At 45.2% G+C, this 19,579-nt stretch carries 25 protein-coding genes, 13 tRNA genes and 2 pseudogenes; 6 read left to right on the plus strand and 34 right to left on the minus strand.

Annotated elements, in window-relative coordinates:
* Window positions 1–157: 157 nt before the first annotated feature.
* The 15 genes from LC653_RS30765 to LC653_RS30835 all read right to left on the minus strand — a co-directional run bounded on the left by LC653_RS30765 (window position 158) and on the right by LC653_RS30835 (window position 2,657).
* On the minus strand, window positions 158–871 hold the full coding sequence (locus LC653_RS30765; RefSeq protein ID WP_308189168.1) for a ParB/RepB/Spo0J family partition protein: 714 nt from the start codon (window positions 869–871) through the stop codon (window positions 158–160).
* Between the two features lie 107 nt (window positions 872–978).
* Entirely contained in the window at window positions 979–1,260 is a 282-nt protein-coding gene (locus LC653_RS30770) for a hypothetical protein (protein ID WP_229498430.1), read from the minus strand.
* 31 nt (window positions 1,261–1,291) lie between these two features.
* Window positions 1,292–1,374: transfer RNA gene (locus LC653_RS30775), tRNA-Ser, on the minus strand.
* A 163-nt stretch (window positions 1,375–1,537) separates the two neighbouring features.
* Window positions 1,538–1,615 (minus strand) — tRNA-Leu (locus LC653_RS30780).
* Between the two features lie 9 nt (window positions 1,616–1,624).
* Window positions 1,625–1,698 (minus strand) — tRNA-Gln (locus LC653_RS30785).
* A 5-nt stretch (window positions 1,699–1,703) separates the two neighbouring features.
* A tRNA-Asn gene (locus LC653_RS30790) sits at window positions 1,704–1,778 on the minus strand.
* 9 nt (window positions 1,779–1,787) lie between these two features.
* Window positions 1,788–1,861: transfer RNA gene (locus LC653_RS30795), tRNA-Phe, on the minus strand.
* A gap of 5 nt (window positions 1,862–1,866) precedes the next feature.
* Window positions 1,867–1,940: transfer RNA gene (locus tag LC653_RS30800), tRNA-Arg, on the minus strand.
* A gap of 5 nt (window positions 1,941–1,945) precedes the next feature.
* Window positions 1,946–2,030: transfer RNA gene (locus LC653_RS30805), tRNA-Ser, on the minus strand.
* A gap of 4 nt (window positions 2,031–2,034) precedes the next feature.
* A tRNA-Tyr gene (locus LC653_RS30810) sits at window positions 2,035–2,116 on the minus strand.
* Between the two features lie 6 nt (window positions 2,117–2,122).
* Window positions 2,123–2,197: transfer RNA gene (locus LC653_RS30815), tRNA-Glu, on the minus strand.
* A gap of 5 nt (window positions 2,198–2,202) precedes the next feature.
* Window positions 2,203–2,273: transfer RNA gene (locus LC653_RS30820), tRNA-Trp, on the minus strand.
* A 150-nt stretch (window positions 2,274–2,423) separates the two neighbouring features.
* Window positions 2,424–2,497, minus strand: a tRNA-Cys gene (locus tag LC653_RS30825).
* 6 nt (window positions 2,498–2,503) lie between these two features.
* Window positions 2,504–2,577 (minus strand) — tRNA-Arg (locus LC653_RS30830).
* A 3-nt stretch (window positions 2,578–2,580) separates the two neighbouring features.
* Window positions 2,581–2,657: transfer RNA gene (locus LC653_RS30835), tRNA-Glu, on the minus strand.
* Here LC653_RS30835 and LC653_RS30840 point away from each other — a divergent pair.
* Window positions 2,636–2,782, plus strand: coding sequence for a hypothetical protein (locus tag LC653_RS30840; protein WP_229498431.1), 147 nt, complete (start codon window positions 2,636–2,638; stop codon window positions 2,780–2,782). The two genes, LC653_RS30835 and LC653_RS30840, sit on opposite strands and share 22 nt — an antisense overlap.
* A 278-nt stretch (window positions 2,783–3,060) precedes the next feature.
* Here LC653_RS30840 and LC653_RS30845 read toward each other — a convergent pair whose 3' ends face one another.
* Together LC653_RS30845 and psb34 are read right to left on the minus strand one after the other, a co-directional pair.
* Window positions 3,061–3,261: a hypothetical protein gene (locus tag LC653_RS30845; RefSeq protein WP_229498432.1), complete on the minus strand. Its 201-nt coding sequence runs from the start codon at window positions 3,259–3,261 to the stop codon at window positions 3,061–3,063.
* A gap of 142 nt (window positions 3,262–3,403) precedes the next feature.
* Window positions 3,404–3,574, minus strand: coding sequence for a photosystem II assembly protein Psb34 (gene psb34 / locus LC653_RS30850; protein WP_229498433.1), 171 nt, complete (start codon window positions 3,572–3,574; stop codon window positions 3,404–3,406).
* Between the two features lie 229 nt (window positions 3,575–3,803).
* Between psb34 and LC653_RS30855 the strand changes: the two genes are divergently transcribed.
* Window positions 3,804–3,941 carry a hypothetical protein gene (locus LC653_RS30855; RefSeq protein ID WP_229498434.1) on the plus strand — a complete coding sequence of 46 codons (138 nt, stop codon included), beginning with the start codon at window positions 3,804–3,806 and terminating at the stop codon, window positions 3,939–3,941.
* 50 nt (window positions 3,942–3,991) lie between these two features.
* Here the strand turns inward: LC653_RS30855 and LC653_RS30860 are convergent, their stop codons facing one another.
* The gene (locus LC653_RS30860) at window positions 3,992–4,624 is read right to left on the minus strand and encodes a hypothetical protein (protein WP_229498435.1); all 633 of its coding nucleotides are present in this window, start codon (window positions 4,622–4,624) and stop codon (window positions 3,992–3,994) included.
* Between the two features lie 97 nt (window positions 4,625–4,721).
* On the opposite strand from LC653_RS30860, the gene LC653_RS30865 reads away from it, so the two are divergent.
* Window positions 4,722–4,901 (plus strand): hypothetical protein, encoded by a 180-nt coding sequence (locus LC653_RS30865; protein ID WP_229498436.1) that lies wholly within the window; start codon window positions 4,722–4,724, stop codon window positions 4,899–4,901.
* A 529-nt stretch (window positions 4,902–5,430) separates the two neighbouring features.
* Window positions 5,431–5,919, plus strand: coding sequence for a hypothetical protein (locus tag LC653_RS30870; protein ID WP_229498437.1), 489 nt, complete (start codon window positions 5,431–5,433; stop codon window positions 5,917–5,919).
* Window positions 5,920–6,194: 275 nt separating this feature from the next.
* Here LC653_RS30870 and LC653_RS30875 read toward each other — a convergent pair whose 3' ends face one another.
* Entirely contained in the window at window positions 6,195–6,350 is a 156-nt protein-coding gene (locus tag LC653_RS30875) for a hypothetical protein (RefSeq protein WP_229498438.1), read from the minus strand.
* A gap of 217 nt (window positions 6,351–6,567) precedes the next feature.
* Between LC653_RS30875 and LC653_RS30880 the strand changes: the two genes are divergently transcribed.
* Window positions 6,568–6,915, plus strand: coding sequence for a hypothetical protein (locus tag LC653_RS30880; RefSeq protein ID WP_229498439.1), 348 nt, complete (start codon window positions 6,568–6,570; stop codon window positions 6,913–6,915).
* Between the two features lie 141 nt (window positions 6,916–7,056).
* On the opposite strand, the gene LC653_RS30885 is transcribed toward LC653_RS30880, so the two are convergent.
* The 14 genes and pseudogenes from LC653_RS30885 to LC653_RS30950 all read right to left on the minus strand — a co-directional run bounded on the left by LC653_RS30885 (window position 7,057) and on the right by LC653_RS30950 (window position 17,590).
* A complete protein-coding gene (locus tag LC653_RS30885; protein ID WP_229498440.1) occupies window positions 7,057–7,284 on the minus strand; it encodes a hypothetical protein in 228 nt (75 codons plus the stop codon).
* Between the two features lie 403 nt (window positions 7,285–7,687).
* Window positions 7,688–7,879, minus strand: a complete 192-nt coding sequence (locus LC653_RS30895) for a hypothetical protein (RefSeq protein ID WP_229498442.1) — start codon at window positions 7,877–7,879, stop codon at window positions 7,688–7,690.
* Between the two features lie 61 nt (window positions 7,880–7,940).
* Window positions 7,941–8,579, minus strand: coding sequence for a tyrosine-type recombinase/integrase (locus tag LC653_RS30900; protein ID WP_229498443.1), 639 nt, complete (start codon window positions 8,577–8,579; stop codon window positions 7,941–7,943).
* A gap of 40 nt (window positions 8,580–8,619) precedes the next feature.
* A pseudogene (locus LC653_RS30905) lies at window positions 8,620–10,868 on the minus strand (MGH1-like glycoside hydrolase domain-containing protein).
* A 282-nt stretch (window positions 10,869–11,150) separates the two neighbouring features.
* Window positions 11,151–12,257: an alkene reductase gene (locus tag LC653_RS30910; RefSeq protein WP_229498444.1), complete on the minus strand. Its 1,107-nt coding sequence runs from the start codon at window positions 12,255–12,257 to the stop codon at window positions 11,151–11,153.
* Window positions 12,258–12,417: 160 nt separating this feature from the next.
* Complete coding sequence (locus LC653_RS30915) at window positions 12,418–12,696, minus strand: NAD(P)-binding domain-containing protein (protein WP_229498445.1); 279 nt, start codon at window positions 12,694–12,696, stop codon at window positions 12,418–12,420.
* 38 nt (window positions 12,697–12,734) lie between these two features.
* A complete protein-coding gene (locus tag LC653_RS30920) occupies window positions 12,735–13,088 on the minus strand; it encodes an NADPH-dependent F420 reductase (protein WP_229498446.1) in 354 nt (117 codons plus the stop codon).
* Between the two features lie 223 nt (window positions 13,089–13,311).
* A complete protein-coding gene (locus LC653_RS46450; RefSeq protein ID WP_267923240.1) occupies window positions 13,312–13,446 on the minus strand; it encodes a hypothetical protein in 135 nt (44 codons plus the stop codon).
* Window positions 13,447–13,485: 39 nt separating this feature from the next.
* A complete protein-coding gene (locus LC653_RS30925) occupies window positions 13,486–14,061 on the minus strand; it encodes an SDR family NAD(P)-dependent oxidoreductase (protein ID WP_229498447.1) in 576 nt (191 codons plus the stop codon).
* 14 nt (window positions 14,062–14,075) lie between these two features.
* Complete coding sequence (locus tag LC653_RS30930) at window positions 14,076–14,501, minus strand: nuclear transport factor 2 family protein (RefSeq protein WP_229498448.1); 426 nt, start codon at window positions 14,499–14,501, stop codon at window positions 14,076–14,078.
* Between the two features lie 34 nt (window positions 14,502–14,535).
* Window positions 14,536–15,270, minus strand: a complete 735-nt coding sequence (locus LC653_RS30935; protein WP_229498449.1) for an SDR family oxidoreductase — start codon at window positions 15,268–15,270, stop codon at window positions 14,536–14,538.
* Window positions 15,271–15,425: 155 nt separating this feature from the next.
* Window positions 15,426–15,824, minus strand: a complete 399-nt coding sequence (locus LC653_RS30940; RefSeq protein WP_229498450.1) for a nuclear transport factor 2 family protein — start codon at window positions 15,822–15,824, stop codon at window positions 15,426–15,428.
* A gap of 4 nt (window positions 15,825–15,828) precedes the next feature.
* Entirely contained in the window at window positions 15,829–16,620 is a 792-nt protein-coding gene (locus tag LC653_RS30945) for a glucose 1-dehydrogenase (RefSeq protein WP_229498451.1), read from the minus strand.
* Window positions 16,621–16,768: 148 nt separating this feature from the next.
* The gene (locus LC653_RS30950) at window positions 16,769–17,590 is read right to left on the minus strand and encodes an MIP/aquaporin family protein (protein ID WP_229498452.1); all 822 of its coding nucleotides are present in this window, start codon (window positions 17,588–17,590) and stop codon (window positions 16,769–16,771) included.
* Between the two features lie 134 nt (window positions 17,591–17,724).
* Here LC653_RS30950 and LC653_RS30955 point away from each other — a divergent pair, with 134 nt between their 5' ends.
* Window positions 17,725–18,051 (plus strand): winged helix-turn-helix transcriptional regulator, encoded by a 327-nt coding sequence (locus tag LC653_RS30955; protein ID WP_229498453.1) that lies wholly within the window; start codon window positions 17,725–17,727, stop codon window positions 18,049–18,051.
* A gap of 126 nt (window positions 18,052–18,177) precedes the next feature.
* Here LC653_RS30955 and recD2 read toward each other — a convergent pair.
* Window positions 18,178–19,566, minus strand: a pseudogene (gene recD2, locus LC653_RS30960) (SF1B family DNA helicase RecD2); the annotation flags it as partial.
* Window positions 19,567–19,579: the final 13 nt, after the last annotated feature.

Below are 19,579 nucleotides of genomic sequence, written 5' to 3' on the forward strand. Positions count from 1 at the left end.
CTCGTTTCTCTCCCACCCTTTCCATGATTATCATTATTGTATTATTTGCTGGGGCAGATATACTACATAATTATTAAAGGTCGCGGATACTTTGAGGCTGACAAGATAATATTTTTAATCTCTAATTCCATTTGATTTGCGTTCTCTCATATCGCTTTTAGTCTAAACTCCAGTCTTTTACGGATGCCGATTCTGTTTGCTCTGATGACTCTGATTGAGCAGCAGACTCAATTTCTTGAATCTTACGCTTGATTTCGCTCAGTGAGAGATTTAGGACTTTCGCATCTTCTAAGAGTTGTTTTCTGGTATCCTCATTTTGAAGTCGGGCGATCGCTCGTGCCTTAGTATATTCAAGGTTTCCAGAACGCAACACTTCCAGTACATCAGCAGGAAGGTTGAGCAGTGGTAGGCGATTTTTGACAAACGATTCCCAACTCATGCGCCCCAAAGACGCAAATAACTCTTCAATTATCTTAGTTTGGGGTTGAGACATAACGTTATGTCTCAGTTCAGAATTTTCTTGTTTATAGCGATCACAAACGTTTCTCATGCGGTTGAGATGACTGCTAACCTCCTCTTGGGTTATCTGCATCTGGATTGCTAATAATTCAAGGATGCCTTCGGTTTCTTCTAAGGGGTTGAGGTCTTCGCGTTGCAGGTTTTCGACAAGTCGCACCTGATATGTGGTGATGTCATCTATATCACGGACGACTACAGGCACTTCGGTTAGCCCTGCCATTTGAGATGCTCTAAGGCGACGTTCACCAGCTACTAGTTCATAATCACCACTAGGCAAAGGACGGATAAGCAAAGGTTCAAGGATGCCCAATTTTTGAATTGAGCGTGATAGTTCCTCAAGCTTTTGTGTCACAAATTAAGGTTGTAAGGGCTGTAAGGTAGTTGTCAAGCTTCTTGGTCAGAAGACACGACAAAAGGCGATGCCTACGGCGGTAAACTACGCACCCTGGATCTCCTTTCCTATGAGTGAAAAATTGTTAATTGAGTGCAGCCGCTATCCCACTCCACAGCAAAAAACCTCGGCGTTAAGTACCGAGGTTCGGGGGAAATATTTTCTGTCAATGGCGGATACCGATGGCGCAGGAATGTGTGAGGTAGGCGATCACAGTAGGAAACACTGGATCGCCTTTCCTCTAAGAAAATTGTTAGTTGATAGTCTGAGCGATGCCTGCGGCGACCTACGCCTACCAGAAAGAATCCACCAGGGAGGTACTGCCCCTCCTGTATCTGTGTTATCAGCACAGCGCCTCACTTTTCGGCTTCAGGTGGAAAGCGGAAGATGGAGGAATCGAACCCCTACAGTTGACTGTACCCCGGTTTTCAAGACCGGTTGCCGACCATTTAGCGGCATCTTCCTTGAAGGGGTGTCTGAGGAGGCTTGAACTCCCTAATGACTGGTTCCACAAAAGGGCGCCGCGACCGCTTTGGCTTCAGACACCATCAGTGGAATCAAGGGGATTTGAACCTGCAACCTTCAGCTCCCAAAGCTGCCGCGCTACCAAGTTGCGCCACATCCCGTTGGTACTCCTGACGGGAGTTGAACCCGTACACAGACTGTTTTTGAAACAGCCGCCTCTTCCAGTTGGGCTACAGGAGTATATATAGGCTGGGAAGGAAGGAATCGAACCCTCAAACTTCGCATTCAAAGTGCGACGGCTTTGCCTGTTTGCCTACTTCCCAATAAATGGCTGCCCCAGTAGGACTTGAACCTACAACCCCCGCGTTAACAGCGCGTTGCTCTGCCATTGAGCTATGAAGCAATGTGCCAGTCCCCCAGATCCGGATTGAACGGATGACCTCCTATTTTTCAAACAGGCGCTACTACCAACTGAGCTACCGGGGGATAAGCGAGAACGGAGAGACTTGAACTCTCAATCTTCAGTTTCGTAATCTGAGATGTTATCCAGTTACACCACGTTCTCAAAGGCGGAGAGAGAGGGAGTTGAACCCACAGTGGACTTACATCCACGACTGTTTAGCAAACAGCTTGCCCTGCCGATAGCAATCTCTCCAGAATGGGCCGGGCTGGAATTGAACCAGCAACACTGAACGCGGCGGTTTTACAGACCGTTACCTACACCAATAGGCGAGCCGACCCATAAGGCAGTGCCGACGGGAGTTGAACCCGCTTTCCCCAGGATTGAAAGACCTGTGGCTTTACCAATTTGCCTACGGCACCAGAAACGCACAGACTAGGACTTGAACCCAGAACAACAGTTTTGGAGACTGTGGTGTTGCCGTTACACCATCTGTGCATTTGGTAGCAGTGGCGAGAGTCGTTCGCGCCAGCGTTCCCGTTCGCGGAGCGTCCCGTTGGCGCAGCCTCTCGTAGAGAAGGGAAGGGTACTCGCATATACCAAGTTATGAGCTTGGGGCTTTGCCGTAAATCGCTACACTGCAACGTTTGGAGTCCAGGGCGAGAGTCGAACTCGCACAGTCGGTTTTGCAGACCAACACCCTACCATTAGGCGACCTGGACATACTACGAGGACGACAGGAATCGAACCTGTGACCACTTGCCTCGGAAACAAGCGCTCTTTCCGACTGAGCTACATCCTCATTTGGAAGCCTTGACGGGAGTTGCACCCGCTTCTCCGTGCTTGAGAGGCACAGCGACTTGTCTATTTGTCCACAAGGCTACACGGGGATGATGGATGGACTCTCAGGGAACTGTAATTTTTTAACTCAGGGAATAACAGCTACATCTGTCAAGTTGACAGAGTTACTAAGTGTGGTGAGTGGTGGTGACATTACTTGTTGGTAGAAGATACCCAGTTTCTTCAACCGCAAAAATTCCACACTTAAACATTGTAGACAGAGTGCTAATTACACCTGTTACTAAAGCTGGCTTGGCAGTTTCCGAGGCCACCAAGTCAGCGAGTCTAGCAAATACTAGTAATAAAGGTTACAACAATGTCCAGAAACAATAGAAACTTACAACTTAATGATAGGTCAAAGCACCGGAGAGATTTTCTTTGGAGGCTTCGACAGCTATGTAGGTTTTGGCATCCCATCTTAGGGGCTGTCGTAGCGATCGCTTCTTTAATGAAGTTGCTGTTTCACTAAATAAGTCGCTCTATCTGGTGAATTCCGCCAGATAGCTGAATGGGGACGATCGCTTCCCTCACTCCCTTGTCCTGCTTGTGGTGTTGGTGTATTAGTGATGGGTGCGTAGTTTACGGCCGTAGGCATCGCCTTGCTATCCTCGCTTGAATAAAAGCGATCGCACCCCCAAACAGCCATCGCCCTTTTCCTCTAAGAAAATTGTTAGTTGAGAGCAGCCGCTATCCCACTCCACAGCAAAAAACCCCGGCGTTGAGTACCGAGGTTCGGGGGAAAAGCCTAAATGTCGATGGGAGATACCGATACCGAAGGCACAAAAATCTTAACTAACCGCAAAAGCAACCCAAACTAGAGTGGTAACAAACATAGTTGCAATTGCACCTTGTGTAACGTAGTTACGTTGTTCCCAAATTGCCGGATACTGGGCGCAGTATACCTGGGGTTCAGTGGGGTAGTTGTTGAGAACGCCGTTTTCATTAACTGTGGTGTACATAGTTTTTTTATTGCTTATTTATTAATTTATGTAAATTAATATAACAATATTGTTACAACTGGTCAACAGGACTTGACACTAAAAGGCTGATAGCGCTAATAAAATTTGCTTATCAGAAATGCATGAGGTAGGCGATCGCAACGAGAACACCGTAGGCATCGCGCACAAGCAGACGCTTATGCCATCGCACCGTTGATTACCTCTTCCTCTAAAGTTGCTACGAAAGGCTTTGCCTGTGATCAGAATTGGGTTGTTAGTTGCTGACGATGTTCGCTTTGGCAAAATCTATAAAAAAGGCGATGCCGAAGGCGGTAAACTACGCAGTGCAATACTGGATCGCCTTGACTCTAAGAAAATTATTAGTTGAGAGCTTCAGCTTCGCACGCCAGCAGTGTGTAAGCTAAATTATATATTGCTTTAGCTCTCTGTTTTTTGTTTACGCTTCAACAGTAAACTACCCACTAAAACACTAGATGTGAGCGTACTTAACATAAAAGAAGGTTCAGTAACTGGGGTTGCTGCTACAACGTTAACAGAAAAAGTGTATCCAGCCGTGCGAGACTCACCAAGTTCTAAAAATCCACCAAGAAGAGAATTCTGTAAGGCAAATTGACCGGAACCCAATGGAAGATTTGATGCAAACAAGTTAAGGTTTGCGGAAGGGATTGGAATTGACTCTGAAGCAATTAAGTTAAACGAGGAGTTTTGGAGGTCGTACCCCGTTGTAGAAAAAATGCCGGAACCTACAGGCAACAACGAAATGTTAAGCAAGATTGATTCAAGACGAGTACTAGCCGGGATATTGAAAGCGAAAGAATCAAGATCAGGTAGCACAAAATCATTTGAGAAAGAGAAAGTTATCTCGCCAGTGAAAGTATTTGTACCAATATCCAGGTCAAACACAGGTGAATCTTGAGAACTCTGAGATAAGTCACCGTTGCTTGCTTCGTTGTAACTAATTACAGCCGCTCTTGCTGGATTTGAAAGCAGCATTCCTGCTACCAGGATGGCATAAAACCAATGTCTATAAATTCCTCTTATATTAGCCAACTTTCTCCCCCTCTCCTTACCTTTATTCAGTAATTTTACATAAAAAATGTGATCGCCCCAGGCACATCTCACATTTCCTCGCTAACTGGCAAGCGCTTTGGCGGAGCTTTCCGTAGGCAAGCTAGAAGAAGCGATCGCACTTCTATCTAAATCTAAAGAGGCAACTGTACTAAAAACTGTGATTCACCAGAAACAGGCGATCGCAGATACTTTTGGTCAAGCTGCAACAATCTGGGGTAAATATAGCGTAGCTGACACTAGGGGCAAGATAGGCTGAAATTATTATTGCATAAGCTTTTTAGCCATTGCTTCTTGATAAATCAACCAAGCCTTATTTGCTTCTTATTAGACAAGGCTGTAACGAAATCATAAGGGTTTCAGTCCTGTCATTGGCATACTACAAACCTCAGTTTTAGGTAAATTTGTACTATCTTGCCCCTCATACACGCTCGCTAGATTTACCCCGAATACCATGTAAAAAGAAAAAACTGTTTGCAACGAACAGTTTAGCGGTCAATTCCAGTAAGAAACTAGAATTAAGTACTTATAAGGCGATTCGGTTGTAATGACTGCAATCGCCTACTTTTTATGGCTTAAGTTGCTGAACTATCAGCGTAGCCAGATAAAGCCAACCAGCTAAAAAGAGTTATGCAGGGAACTCTATTGATGGGCGGTTTTGATACCTCAACAAAAACGTCCACTAACTCTTCTGGGAGTGGGAATAACAAACTCAGCAAGGTTGACAAAGTAGGTTTATAACCTGGTGACATTATCTGCAAGGAGGTTATTTGCTGAAAAATCAAAAAATGAAAACGCCTGCTTTGTACCAGTTACAAGTTGGTATGACAGTTAAAGCTAGTCTGGCGGCCACCAAACTAGCACCAAACAATAAACTTTATGGAGTTACTTCAATGGTTAATAAAACTAACCCCACACAATCTAATAACATTCTCGCTCGATTGCTGGCAAAGGTAGATGTAAAGATCATTATTCCAACTGGAGTAGTAGTAGCAATACTTGGTTATTTACCGTATGGTTTTCAAGCTGCTTTTCATTCTCAGCAGCTTGAACCATCTGCCCAAGTCCAACTTCGCCCTTTCGGTCGAGCAGAGTATGAACAGTTAAGAATAGGGATGTCATTAACAGATGTGCGGTCAATCTTGAACCGAGGTGTCGAGGTCAGTCGCTCTGCAACAATGGCAAGCTTTGTCTGGGAAAATCCTGATGGTTCCAAAATCACCGCTACTTTTGAAAATGACAAACTCAAGAGTAAAAAACAGTCTGGATTGAACTAAAAAGCTGGAGACAGGCGATCGCACTAGGTCGCCTTTGACTCTAAGAAACTGATTGCTCCTCACTCGCTGATCTAACCTGTAGTTGTGGTGTATTTGTTCTGTAAGCGTAGTTGGGGTTCAGCCGGGATACGCGCAAAACCGGACACGTTGTAAATTTTTGTTGCAATTTTTTTAAATATAAATTTTGTAATTAGTTTGATGGCGATATGGCGATCGCACCCCCAACCCGCGTAGCTTGCCGCCGCAGGCATCGCCCTTTGACTCTAAGAAAATTGTCAGTTGAGAGCAGCCGCGTAGTTTACCGCACTTGCGCCTTGCTCAGTGACCACCGTAGGCATCGCTTCTATACAAGCTTTTGATGAGGAGCGATAGCGATCGCCAGTTGCTCCCGGACAGTATGCCATCAGTAGCGTTAACAACGCTGAATGCACTGAATATCTCGATTATCCTCGCTTGTAAATGCCAACTCTTGGAGTGGCAATGCCAACGATTTGGCGATCGCAATCTTCCTAATCATAATTATGATTTTTTTGGACAACTACTGAGATTTATTTGATAGTTAAGGGAAATATATAATTAGTAACAATAATCTTATTTATGACAACTGCATTAGACCTTTCAAAATTCCTATACTGCCGCCACTGTGAAATGAAAACCCATCATTATAAGGATTTAAAGTATGACTGGGGCTACAGCTGCCGCATTTGCCGAACTTGGCAACATCAAGCGCAAAGCGCGGTCTTGGAGTCTCCCCAAGAGGAGCAACTTTGCAAGAGAAGTCAATTGATATCTATCCAGCAGGGTTATGCTGCTAAGGCAATTATTGAGGCAATAGGAAGTGAATATGTTATCTGGCATGACGGCACACTAGAACAATTTATTGAAGCCGCTCAAGCTTTAGATATGGAATATGATTACCAAAAAACTATCGACGGGTATGATTTTAAAGCATGGTATCCAGACGATGAAGATAATGAAGCCAAGATACAACTATAGTGCGATGCCTTGATTAGCGATCGCTCCTCCTTTCCTCTAAGAAAATAGTGGAGCGATCACTCAAAACTTACTCGTAGTTGGTCCCGTCTGCGGATATCCCAAGGCAATGAGCGCTGGCTTTGTCCGAGGATAGGAAGCATTTTACTCAATTTCAGTTTCTTCAGAAGCTCGAACGCCGCTATCACCTTGCACGGTAAGAAGAACTGATTCCAGACGATAACCAGCCTCACGCATATAATATCCAGCCGCGCCCAGGTCTTCAAACACGCTGTCAAATTGGGGATGGGTTGAAGGAAAAATCTTTCCTAACTTATCAGCAATTTGCTTTAGTTCTTGTTGGATAGCGATTAGTTGTTGAGTATCATCCATACTTACCTACCACAAAGATAACTGCCCTGGTGAAACATTAGACTTACCACCTTGATGGTAATGAAGGTGACATCCACTGCAAAGAGCTATAAGGTTGCCTCTGTGGTTATTTGCTGGATTTCTGTCCCAATGATGAACCTGTAGCGTGTACACTCTGCGTTTTGAGCGTGTCAAATCTGATATTTTTTCACCAGGGGGAATACACTGTAACCCACACTTTTTACAGCACCATTTAGCCTCTTGTTTAACTGCGATAGCAAGGTCTGACCAATTATCTGGGTATAGAGAATAGGTGAACGTCATTGTCAGTTAAATATTGCAGAGCTTCTAGAATTTTAATGTTTATTTAGCGCTGAGAATTTATGCCAATTCATCTGTTCTACGATTGCTAATCACAAAATTATCACTCATTAGCCAACACAGATTCTAAATCATGGTTTGTTTCTTGCAACAACTCAGCCAGTGATTTTTCATTAACTTTTATGTCTTCTAGCTGGCACAGAAAGTTGGTTGAGTAGATAAAACACAATCTTGACCATTGATTGTTTATGGGAATTCTCCATACAGGTTGAGATGTTGGAGCATTTATAGTCAACACCTGTCATTTGGCGACAATCTAAACCCATTGGGCAATACATATTCTAGCGATCGCACCCCTACTCATCATCATCTGGCAAATACAAACCACTGCTATCAGTGGGTCTAGCATGGAGATACATTTCAGTGATGGCTACTGAACTATGCCCCAGCGTTTTCTGTAACAAGTGTATCGGCGCTCCCCGGTCGAGACTGTGGGAAGCGTGACTATGCCTAAGCCAGTGGGGGCTAACATTGCCCTCAATAAGAGCGCGTTTGGCAGCATTTTTCACAATATGAAATACCATACTGCGACACAGATGACCGCCTTTACCAGATACAAACACTGGGTCATCGTGTTTGGCGTAACCTTTTAACTCGTTAATGGAGCGCCAAATACCAGCACCCACTAGCACAGTTCTGGTTTTATCACCTTTACCAAATACTGTGATTTGACCCCCATCACCACGGCTTTTGAGGTCACGCCATTTTAAGCCACACAGTTCCGATACCCGTAAACCAGCAAAGTAAAGTAAACGAACCAGAGTGCGATCGCGTCCATTTGTCGTGGAATTTATCAGTAATTGTACTTCCTCTTGGGTGAGAATTCTTTCTGCCAATCGGTTATGAGCCTTGGGTGACTTGATTAACACTCCCAAGTTAGCCGATACCACCCGTAAGCAATCGCCAAAATCCCAAAATTGGGTTAAAAACATCATTGATTTTATAGTACAAACGTTCACGTTGAAAGGGCTAGTCCTATAAACTTTCACCACACCGATGAATTAATTGTGCAATCACTCCTGTCCAGCCAGTTTGGTGGCTTGCTCCTAAGCCAGCGCCATTGTCGCCATGAAAGTACTCATTAAAGGTGAGCAAATTTCGCCAATGAGGATTTGTCTGAAAAACCTCGACGGCACCGTAGACAGGTCGATGCCCGTTGGCATTTTGTTGAAAAATCCGTCTAAGTCGTTCTGACAACTCGATCGCCACTTCCCTCAACGTCATCCATTGTCCAGAATTAGTCGGGCATTCTACTTTGTAGTCATCTCCTAAGTATTGATGAAAGTGGTGTAGGGCTTCGATAAGCAGGTAATTCATCGGAAACCAAATCGGGCCACGCCAGTTAGAATTGCCACCAAATAAGTTGTTTGTGGATTCAGCCGGTTCGTAGTCCACCTGATATTCCTGATCGTTGACGTGCATATGGCATCGGCAATTCGCAGAAAATGCTCGAAGAATTTACTGGCAATATCTTCATATATGGGTTCATCCATCGCTAGTTCTAGGGCAATTGTCAGCATGTTCATGCAAAACATTGCCATCCAGCTTGTGCCGTCTGCTTGCTCTAAATCGCCATCTGTTGGTAACGGGGCACTGCGATCGAACACGCCAATGTTGTCCATGCCCAAAAAGCCGCCTTGAAAAATGTTTTTACCCTCGGCATCTTTGCGGTTAACCCACCAAGTAAAGTTGAGCAGCAGCTTTTGAAATACTCGTTCAAGAAATCGTTTGTCAGCGTGTCCGTAGAATTTCTGCTCGATTTGATAGACCTGCCACGCTGCCCATGCGTGTACGGGTGGATTGACATCGCTCAGTTCCCACTCGTAGGCGGGTAACTGCCCGTTAGGATGCATGTACCATTCCCGTGTCAGGCGTTGCAGTTGTCGCTTGGCAAAATCTGGGTCAATCATTGCCAAGGGAATCATGTGGAATGCTAAATCCCAAGCGGCAAACCAAGGATACTCCCAGGTATCAGGCATGGAAAGAACATCATCAATATATACATGCACCCAATCTGTGTTGCGAACACTCCGACGCGAATCGGGGGGAGTCAAAGTAGCAGGGTCGCCTTTGAGCCAATCTTCGATGATGTACAGATAAAACTGCTTGCTCCACAGCATCCCCGCAAACGCCTGCCGCTGGATGATCCGCTCGTCATCGGATAGTTGAAACGGCGTAATCCGCTGATAGAATTCGTCGGCTTCTTTGATGCGATCGCCCAAAACTTGCTCAAATTCACCAAAGGGATTGCCGATGTGGGGCGAATCCGCTAGCCGTAAGCGTATAGTTTGCGTTGCGCCGGGTGGAATTATCAATTTATAGTAAGCAGCAAATTTTGTGCCAGTGCGATCAGGATTAATGGCATCTTGGCACTCATGGACTACATACTCATTGAAGCTATCTTTGACGTAAGGTGATGCATTTTCCACGTCATACAACCGCTGAAAATTCGTTTCATTCTCGGTAAACAAAAGTTCTGCTGCACCTTGACAATAGAGCCAATAATTGTTCATACAAGGGTGGGACGCTTCAATGATGCTCAAATCTGCTTCTGATTTGTGCACCTTTAGCAGCGGTTTTTTACTATTGTTATCCCATGACCAGGTATTGCGAAACCAAAGCGAAGGTAGTAGATGCAGTGGCTTGGCTTCAGAACCGCGATTGGCAATTGTAATTTGAATTAATATATCTTCAGGAGAAGCTTTGGCGTACTCAACGAACACATCAAAGTAGCGGTCTTCGTCAAATATGCCTGTATCAATCAATTCAAATTCCTGCTCCTGCTTACTGCGGCAACGGTTTTCTTCCACCAGTTGAGTGTAGGGAAATGCCTGCTGTGGATATTTGTACAAGCATTTCATGTATGCATGAGTTGGCGTGTTGTCTAGAAAAAAGTAATATTCTTTGACATCTTCACCGTGATTGCCTTCGCTGCTCGTTAAGCCAAACATCCGCTCTTTGAGGATTGGGTCTTGTTCGTTCCACAGGGCGATCGCAAAACACAACTGCTGATGATTGTCAGAAATTCCAGCAATACCATCTTCGCCCCAACGATAGGCACGTGACCTAGCATGGTCATGGGGAAAGTAGTCCCAAGCCGATCCATCCGGGCTGTAGTCTTCGCGCACAGTACCCCACTGCCGTTCACTCAAGTACGATCCCCAGCGTCGCCAGTAGGCTTTGCGATCGCGGTCTTCTTGTAACCGTTGTTCTTCTGCTGTCATAGTTCCCCTTTGGTTATCTGATGAAGGTTTGCTCAATAACACTTAGTACAGCATTTTATGAATACAAGCGCGAATTCTCTGCGTACCCTTCGGGTTCATCAGTTCGACGGAACGGAAACCGACTCCGCCGACTGAATTCACCTTTGCGCTTACCTCTGCGCCCCTTTGCGTTGAAATTTCAACCCTCAATTCGTTTTAAACGCAGAGGAACGCAAAGTAAACGCGGAGTAACGCAGAGTTTTGCCTAATTTAATTCGCTACGAATTGACGAAACTGTGTTACTTAGCTGGGTTGCAGTTCGAGAGATGGATAGTCGGTGTATCCCTTGTCTAAATCTTTGTCACCCTGAGCGTAAAACGTTTTAGAATCGGGAGGATTTAATTCGACATCCTCTATAAAGCGCTTGGGTAAATCTGGATTTGCAATAAATAGCTTGCCGAAGGAAACTAAATCGGCTTCCCCTGTCTCTATTTTGTCGTTGCCTTTGGATTTGTCATAGCCGCCGTTAGTAATCACTGTGCCTTGGTAAAATGGGCGAAACGTTGACAGCACTGGATTTATTACCTTACCAGTCTCTAAATCAGGTTTATCTGGCTCCATCAAATGAATGTAGGCAAGATTAAACGGATTTAGGGCTTCAATTACATAGCGAAATGTAGCATGAGAATTCGAGTCGTGCATTCCATAAAACGTGTTGCTAGGAGACAGCTTGATGCCAACCCGCTCTCCTCCCCAAACACTGCTGACAGCTTCGACCACTTCCAACAGAAATCGGGCACGATTTGCGATCGCACCACCGTAGGCATCCGTCCGCTGGTTCGAGCCATCCTGAAGAAATTGATCAATTAAATAGCCGAAGGCACCATGTAATTCCACACCATCAAAGCCAGCCTGTTGGGCGTTTTCTGCCCCTTGCCGAAACTGCTTGACAATTTGCGGAATTTCGTCAATTTCCAAGGCACGCGGCGTTTCTAAATCCACTTTACCAGCCGGAGTATGCAGCGTTCCAACCGCCGCGATCGCGCTGGGTGCAATCGGCAATTCTCCATTCAATAGGGATGAGTGCGCCACCCGTCCACTGTGCCAGAGTTGCAGAAAAATTTTGCCGCCGTGATCGTGAACCGCTTGCGTCACTTGCTGCCATCCGGCGGTTTGTTCAGGCGAGTAAATGCCTGGACAATTGATGTAACCATAACTCAGAGGTGATACCATTGTGCATTCAGTCACAATTAAGCCGGCTGAAGCTCTTTGAGCATAATAAGTTGCCATTAAATTTGTTGGAATCGAGTTCACTGCCCGTAACCGAGTCATTGGAGCCATGACAATCCGATTCGCCAAGGTGTGAGAACCTAACTTCACGGGTGAAAACAAATCAAGTTCAAAACTCATGCAAGTAATCCTTCTTAGAAAATAGGGATTAGGGGCTGGGGAATAGGGAATGGGGACTGGGAAATGGGGATTGGGGATTGGGGATTGGGGACTGGGGACTGGGTATTAGAAATTCCTTCATCTCCCTTGTCCCCCCTGCTCCCCTGCCCCTCTGCCTCCTTCACGCATATCCTGGTTTACGTCCGCCTAAGCGTTGTTCTTTTGCTTCTGGAAGTTGATGAACTGAAATTGTTGCATAAGAGCCTAGTTTCCTGCCACCAATCATAAATCGGATAAAATCGCCCAAACCCTCAACCATGCGGGCACGACGCAATTCCCCACAATCGACGGGGTTGAAGCCGATTTCTGCTATCAAGCTCATCACCGTCTGTTTTGCCTGCTCGTTGTTGCTGCATACAAAGCACGATACCTGATATTGCTTGAGCGGGTCTGGACTCAATTCAAACACTTCTTGAGCAAAGGTGTTAAAGGCTTTTACTACGTAGGCATTAGGTACATCGGCGGCAAACTTTTCAGCGATGGATTCTGCAATTGGCTCAAATGCAAACTCTTCTGGGATGGGTGAGTTATTACAATCAATATTTTGTTTGCCAGCACCTCAGTTGAGGAAAAAACCTTAGAGGGTAGCTCCCGCACACCATAAAAGATTACGTCTGCAAACGCCGCCGCTTCATCATTTGTGCCGCCCTTTGCGCCGTGTCCCGCAAGTTCGGCGTGAGCTTCTCCTTTCTCTGCCTCACGAGAACCAAAAAAAACCTCGTGTCCCCGTTCTGTCCAAAGAATTCCTACCGACCTGCCCATGTTACCTGAGCCAATAATGCCAATTTTCATCTAGTTTTGTTTCCTACCGACGAGTCTTTAATACTCGTGAACGAGTCTTTAATACTCGCGGACGAGTCTTTGATACTCGCGAACGAGTCTTGGAACTTCATTAGACTTATTGCAAAAATAGACAGTGGATTTCAACTTGGTGAAGTACACAAACTACCTTTCAAAGCCAAACATAAAGCTGTTCTTCTCCTGCCCCCTGCCTCCTGCCTCCTGCCCCCTCTCATTACATTTCCTGATTGCTGGGACGAATTAAAATTTCGTTAACGCTAACACGAGCAGGTTGAGTGAGAGCGTAAGCGATCGCAGCTGCAATGTCTTCTTTCTCCAACGGGTCAACAGATTTATAGAACGCCTCCACCTGCTGCCTTACCTCTGGGTCAGAAATTTGACTGGTTAACTATGTTGCCACAGCTCCCGGTTCAATTACAGTGATGCGAATTTTCTCTTTAATCACTTCTTTACGGAGGGCTTCGCTAAAGGCAACTACCCCAAACTTGACTGCGTTGTAGACTGCATAGTTGGGAATTGGAATGCGACCAGCAATCGAGGCTATGTTGACAATATGTCCGCCGCCCTGTGCCTTGAGTGCAGGCAGAACAGCATGGGTTGTTTTCATCAAACCCAGTAAATCAATATCAATCATGCGTTGCCAATCACCGATATCTGCACCCTCAACCGGGCCGACCAGCATTACCCCAGCATTATTGATCAAAATGTCTACACCGCCAAAGTGAGACTGAGTTTTTTCTACCATCTCTTGAATTTGAGCGTCATCCGTCACATCAGCAATAATTACCAGTGCCTGTCCACCCTGATCTGTGATTTGCTTGGCTAAAGCCTCCAATTTTTCGACTCGTCGAGCCGCAAGTGCAATTTTCGCTCCCTCAGCCGCGAGAGCGATCGCGGTTGCTTCACCAATTCCCGAAGATGCACCTGTAATCAGCGCTACTTTGCCATTCAGTTTGCCTGCCATGCTGTTTCTCCTAATTAATTGTGTGTTTCGGTATGTTCCAACTGAGCGTAAATTGTGTCGTTATCCCAAAAGGCGATAATTTTTTCGATTAAGTCTTGAGTATTAAACTCAAAAATGAATAAATGAGGAACCGACAACGTGCCACCTTTGTTCTGAATGTTGCCAATGTCTTGAGCTTGTGTGCCGCTGTTTAATGTCTCGCAAACGACAGTACTATCCTTGCCCTCAATCAAATTTATGACTTGAGTTTTGAAGTCGGGAAAGGAATCTACATACAGTTGCCACAATCGGGCAGCGGCTTTGTGAATTGAACCTGTACCAGTGTCTGCCAGAGGAACATAGCGGAATGTCGCAGTAGGTGAGCAAAGCGCTAGCATTGCTGGAATGTCGTGGGCAGTGTAGGCATCAAAGAATGCTTGTACTGTTTGTGTCAAAGGCATGGTTATTTTGAGCGATCTTGAATCACGTTAATTGCTACACATAGCCACCGCCTGCTTGAAAAGTGTGTCCTGTAATCCAGCGGCATTTTTCACTAACAACAAATGCGATGACATCGGCAATATCTTCTGGTTTGCCAAGCCGATTGAAGGGCGATCGCTCTGCTGCTGTGGTAGCATCATCACCAGAGTTAGCAAACATTTCAGTTTCAGTAGGCCCTGGTGACACTGTGTTGACGGTAATGCCGCGATCGCCCAGTTCCATCGATAGCACTTTGCCCATGAGTTCAATGGCTACTTTACTGCCACAATACAAACTGAATCCCGGCATTGGGCGCACAACCAGACCACTGGAAATATTGACGATTCGCCCGTTGTTATTGAGACGATTGGCAGCTTCTTTCATACACAGAAAGGTTCCTTTGGCGTTCAGTCCAAACACTTTGTCAAATGCAGCTTCATCCATCTCGGCAACAGGGCCGCCTACTCCTGTTCCAGCATTGTTGATAAGAATATCGAGCGTTCCAAACTGTTGGTGGGCTTTCTCAAACAGTTTTGTCACTTCATCGCCGTTACTCAGGTTTGCTTGAATTGCAACTGCTTCACCACCGTTAGTTTTGATTTTATTGACGATTTCGTTTGCTGAAGAAGCATGACCACCATAGTGAACCACAACCTTGGCTCCTTCTTGCGCCAATCGTTCGCAAATCGTCGAACCAATGCCGCCTGAACCACCTGTAACAATCGCCACTTTATCCGTTAAGCTGCCCATAATATCTCCTGTTTAAAAAGTGCTGAGTGCTGAGTCAGAAGTTTTATCTCCTTTATCCCCCTCATCTCCCTCATCTCCCTTATCCCCCTCATCCCCCTTATCCCCCTCATCTCCCCCTGCCTCCCCTGCCCCCCTGCTTTCTTTAAATGCGGGGATTACGAGAACAGTTCTGTTGTATCGGTGTAAAATCTGACGGAAGTTACTAAACCTGCTTGATTGCGATCGGTAAAGGCGACTGCTCGCAGGGTTACAGCCTCTCCATCCTGACGTTTGTAATGGTTTAAGGCTTCTAGAACAAAAAACAAATCGCTGCCGTAAATGTTCAGTAAGTCGTGTTCCAAGCTATCAAATGTCGTCCAGTAATTCGAGAGAAACTGGACAATCGCTTCTTTACCTTGAACAAGAGGATGATTGTTGGAGAGCATAACGCAATCCTCTGCAAGAAAGCTGCTATACAGTTCAACGTTTTTAGTATCTATAGCCTGTAAATAGGTGAGATACCATTCGTAGTTCTGGGGTGAAAGTTGATTAATTCTGAGCTTGTCAGTTTTCACAGGCTTATTGTTCCTGATAGTTCCACAGCAAGCCACCGTCAACATAGAAGGTAGAGCCTGTAATGTAATCGGCATCAGATGAAGCTAAGAATGCCACTAAGTTTGAGACATCCTCTGGTTTACCTAACCGTCCCAGCGGAATATTTTTTAGCACGGTGTCGAGTTTTTCTTTGTTTTCGAGTAAATCTTTATTAATTGGAGTTGCGATCGCCCCTGGAGCAACGTTATTAATTGTGATTCCCAAAGGGCCTAACTCCACTGCCAAATTTCGCATCATCATCTTAACGCCGCCTTTGCTGACGCAATATGCAGTGAAATGGGGAAATGGCAGTTCTTCGTGAACCGAGCTAATATTAATGATTTTGCCAGGACGGTTTGTTTGCTTGAGATGCTTGACAAAAGCTTGAGCAGCAAAGAACACACCTTTCAAATTGACATCTGTCACCTTGTCGTAGTCTTGTTCACTCACGTCCCAAAAGTCTGCTCGTTTTTCCAGTCCAGCATTGTTCACGAGAATGTCTACTTGGCCGAAGCGATCAATACTTTCACTAATTAATCGTTGAACTTCACTAACTTGTCCTAAATCAGCTTGAATTGTTGCTCCTACATCAGATTGCGCCATGTGACATTTGCCGCCAGCGGCCTGCACTTGATTTAATGTCTCCTGTGCCCCTTCAGGATGAGAGCGGTAGTTAATCACTACACTAGCTCCATCTTGAGCTAGGCGGATAGCGATCGCTTGTCCGATCCCTTGACTACTGCCCGTTACCAACGCCACTTTTCCATCAAGTTTCATCGAGTTCTCCTTTGACAGTTGAAAATTGCTTGAATTTAAGTACGTATGCATAAATATTTAGGCATTTTTCAATACGACTGAAATTACCGTATTTCTTCCCTATTCCCTATTCCCCTTCTTAACTAGATAATTTCTTTTGCAAGACTACTTATGAATGAGATTCTCTGCGGCAAGGTGCGCTGACGTTCTTGAAAATGCTGCGGTAGTGAGGTACATGAAACAGCTTGCAGGTCAAAATATCCTGCTTGTGTGTCCCAATCACCTTTAAAAAATGAAAGGCTCCTACTGCAAGTAAGGAGCCTAATGAAGGGGCAATGCCATAAATCCATTGATCCTGCCAATTACCGCTAACGAATGCGGGGCCAAAGCTGCGGGCAGGATTGAGACTCGTACCAGAAATTGGTGATTCTAACCAAACCATTGTTGCCACCAATAGCCATGTCATTAGCGGTGTCCACCGTAGTAGTCGATGCTGACTGAGGAAAATAAAAATGGCGAAAACAAGCAAGAAGGTCATGCTAACTTCTGCCAAGAAGACAACCCCAAGGGAATAGCTGTTGCTTGGTAACGTCATGCCGTTTTTAACGTTGGTAGCGTATTCTTTCCAAACACCAATTAAAACTGTGGCTCCTAAAATCGCACCAAGAAACTGCCCAAAGACATATCCTACAAAGTCTATACGGTGCATTTTTCCACGTACCCAAAACGCGAGTGACAAAGCAGGATTGATGTGCGCCCCGCTGAGTTTACCTAACGGTGAGATGGCAATCAGCGAACCCGTACCCGCAAACATCAACCCGGTCAATAGTAGACGAGAACTGCGATCGGGAATCCATTGTTCCATTGGCAAGCCTGCACTAAAGTTGAAAACGACAGCACTCAAACCTACAAAAACCAGCAGGGCGGTTCCTAAAAGTTCTGCTGCATACTCTGCCCAATGCAATTGTCTCCAACGAATGAGAGCAACCATGATTCACGAGGATGTATTAGTGAAAACTGCCATTAATTTAAATTATTTTGCTCTATTCACAATTAGCATGTATATTCGTTTCATTAAAGTAGGGACAAAAAAGTAACATAGGAACTGAAACAGACGTATATACTATGAACCGCCCTGAACCCACTTGTCCTGCGGAACTGACACTAGAGTTCATCGAGGGACGCTGGAAAATTATAATCCTGTGGCATCTGGCGCGGGGAGTGAAGCGCTCTTCCCAGCTTTCTCAAGCAATTACAGGTATTTCCCGTCGTGTATTAACCCAGCAACTAAGACAAATGGAGCAAGACGGACTTGTTAACCGAGAGGTTTTTGCTCAAGTGCCACCCCGCGTAGACTACTCATTAACGCCTCTAGGTGAAAGTTTAATGCCGATTGTTGAGGCAATGTGCGAGTGGGCGCATACCCATCGAGACGAACTACCTCAGCCATAAAAGAGTGTTTCTTAAATTGGTAATAAGCTTTAAGGGTGATCGCTCTAGTAAAATCAAAAACCACCCACATCATGTAAGTGGAGAACAAAAGAGATTGTATATCTTTTATCGCTAAGTGTGGGGATTTTATTTTGTTGACTGGGGTGCGATCGCTGCTTGTAGTCTCTGCTGCAATCGAGTATATCGCTCCTGCGACTTTGTAGAACGAACGCACATACTGATTGCTTTCTTACTGCCAATAATAATCGCCAGCTTCTTGGCACGGGTTAACCCTGTATAAAGTAAATTCCGAGTCAACATCATGTAATGTTGCATGTACAAAGGCAAAATCACTACTGGGTATTCAGAACCCTGCGACTTATGTATGCTAACGCTCCAGGCTAAAGCAATTTCATTCATGTCAGCATAATCATAAGTAACATCGCGCTCTTGGTACTGGACGATTACTTCCTGTTCTTCGGTATCAATAATAGTAATAAATCCCACATCGCCGTTAAAGACTTCGCGTTGATAATCGTTGGTTAATTGAATTACCCTGTCACCAACTCTAAAAATAGTTCCACCCCTGGTTACTTCAATTTTTTCTGGACTAGGTGGATTAATTAACTGTTGCAGTACATTATTGAGATTGCGTGTACCGACTAATCCCCTTGTCATTGGTGCAAGCACTTGTACATCACTAGCTGGGTGAAAACCAAGTTTGGGAACCAAATCAGTAATCAACTCGCTAATTGCTTGCACTCCATGTTCTGGCTCAAATCCTCCACCATGCCAAAGACAATCAGATTGAGGTGTGTTAGAAATTGATTCGATATTGGGATATTGTCCCCGGTTAATTAGATGCGATGCAGTGATAATTTTGCTAGTAGCAGCTTGACGAAATACTTGAGTGAGGCGCACCACAGGCACTTGACGCGAATTAATCAAATCAGCCAGCACGTTACCCGCCCCTACCGATGGTAATTGGTCAATATCTCCCACTAATAATAGTTGAGCATTGTCTGCAACTGCTTCAATCAAGGAATACGCCAGAAACAAGTCGAGCATACTAGCTTCGTCTACAATAATTGCACTATGGGGTAACGGATTAGTGTGATCGCATTTAAAACTGCGAGTTCTGGGGTCAAATTCCAAAAGGCGATGTATCGTTTTTGCCTCCAACCCTGTCATCTCACCTAATCTTTGGGCAGCGCGTCCAGTTGGTGCAGCCAAGGCAATTGATTTACCCATTGCCTTCCACAAACTGACTATGGTGCTAGTGCAGAATGTTTTTCCCACACCAGGGCCACCTGTAATTACGGTGAATCTAGAGTAAGCAGCCGTCTCTACTGCTTGTTGCTGTTCAGGTGATAGTGAAACTTTGCGGCTACTGCTAAAACGCTCCAACCAAGCGCGGACGCGAGGAATATCAGGACTGATGGGGTAGGTGAGGCGAAGGCGTACCAATTGGGCTAAGTTTTGTTCAGTATAGAAGGGCGATCGCCTTATGATTAACTGATGCGAAGGCAATCCGCAGTAACTATTGACT

The organism is Nostoc mirabile CHAB5784, assembly GCF_020829645.1.
GTDB lineage: Bacteria > Cyanobacteriota > Cyanobacteriia > Cyanobacteriales > Nostocaceae > Nostoc > Nostoc mirabile.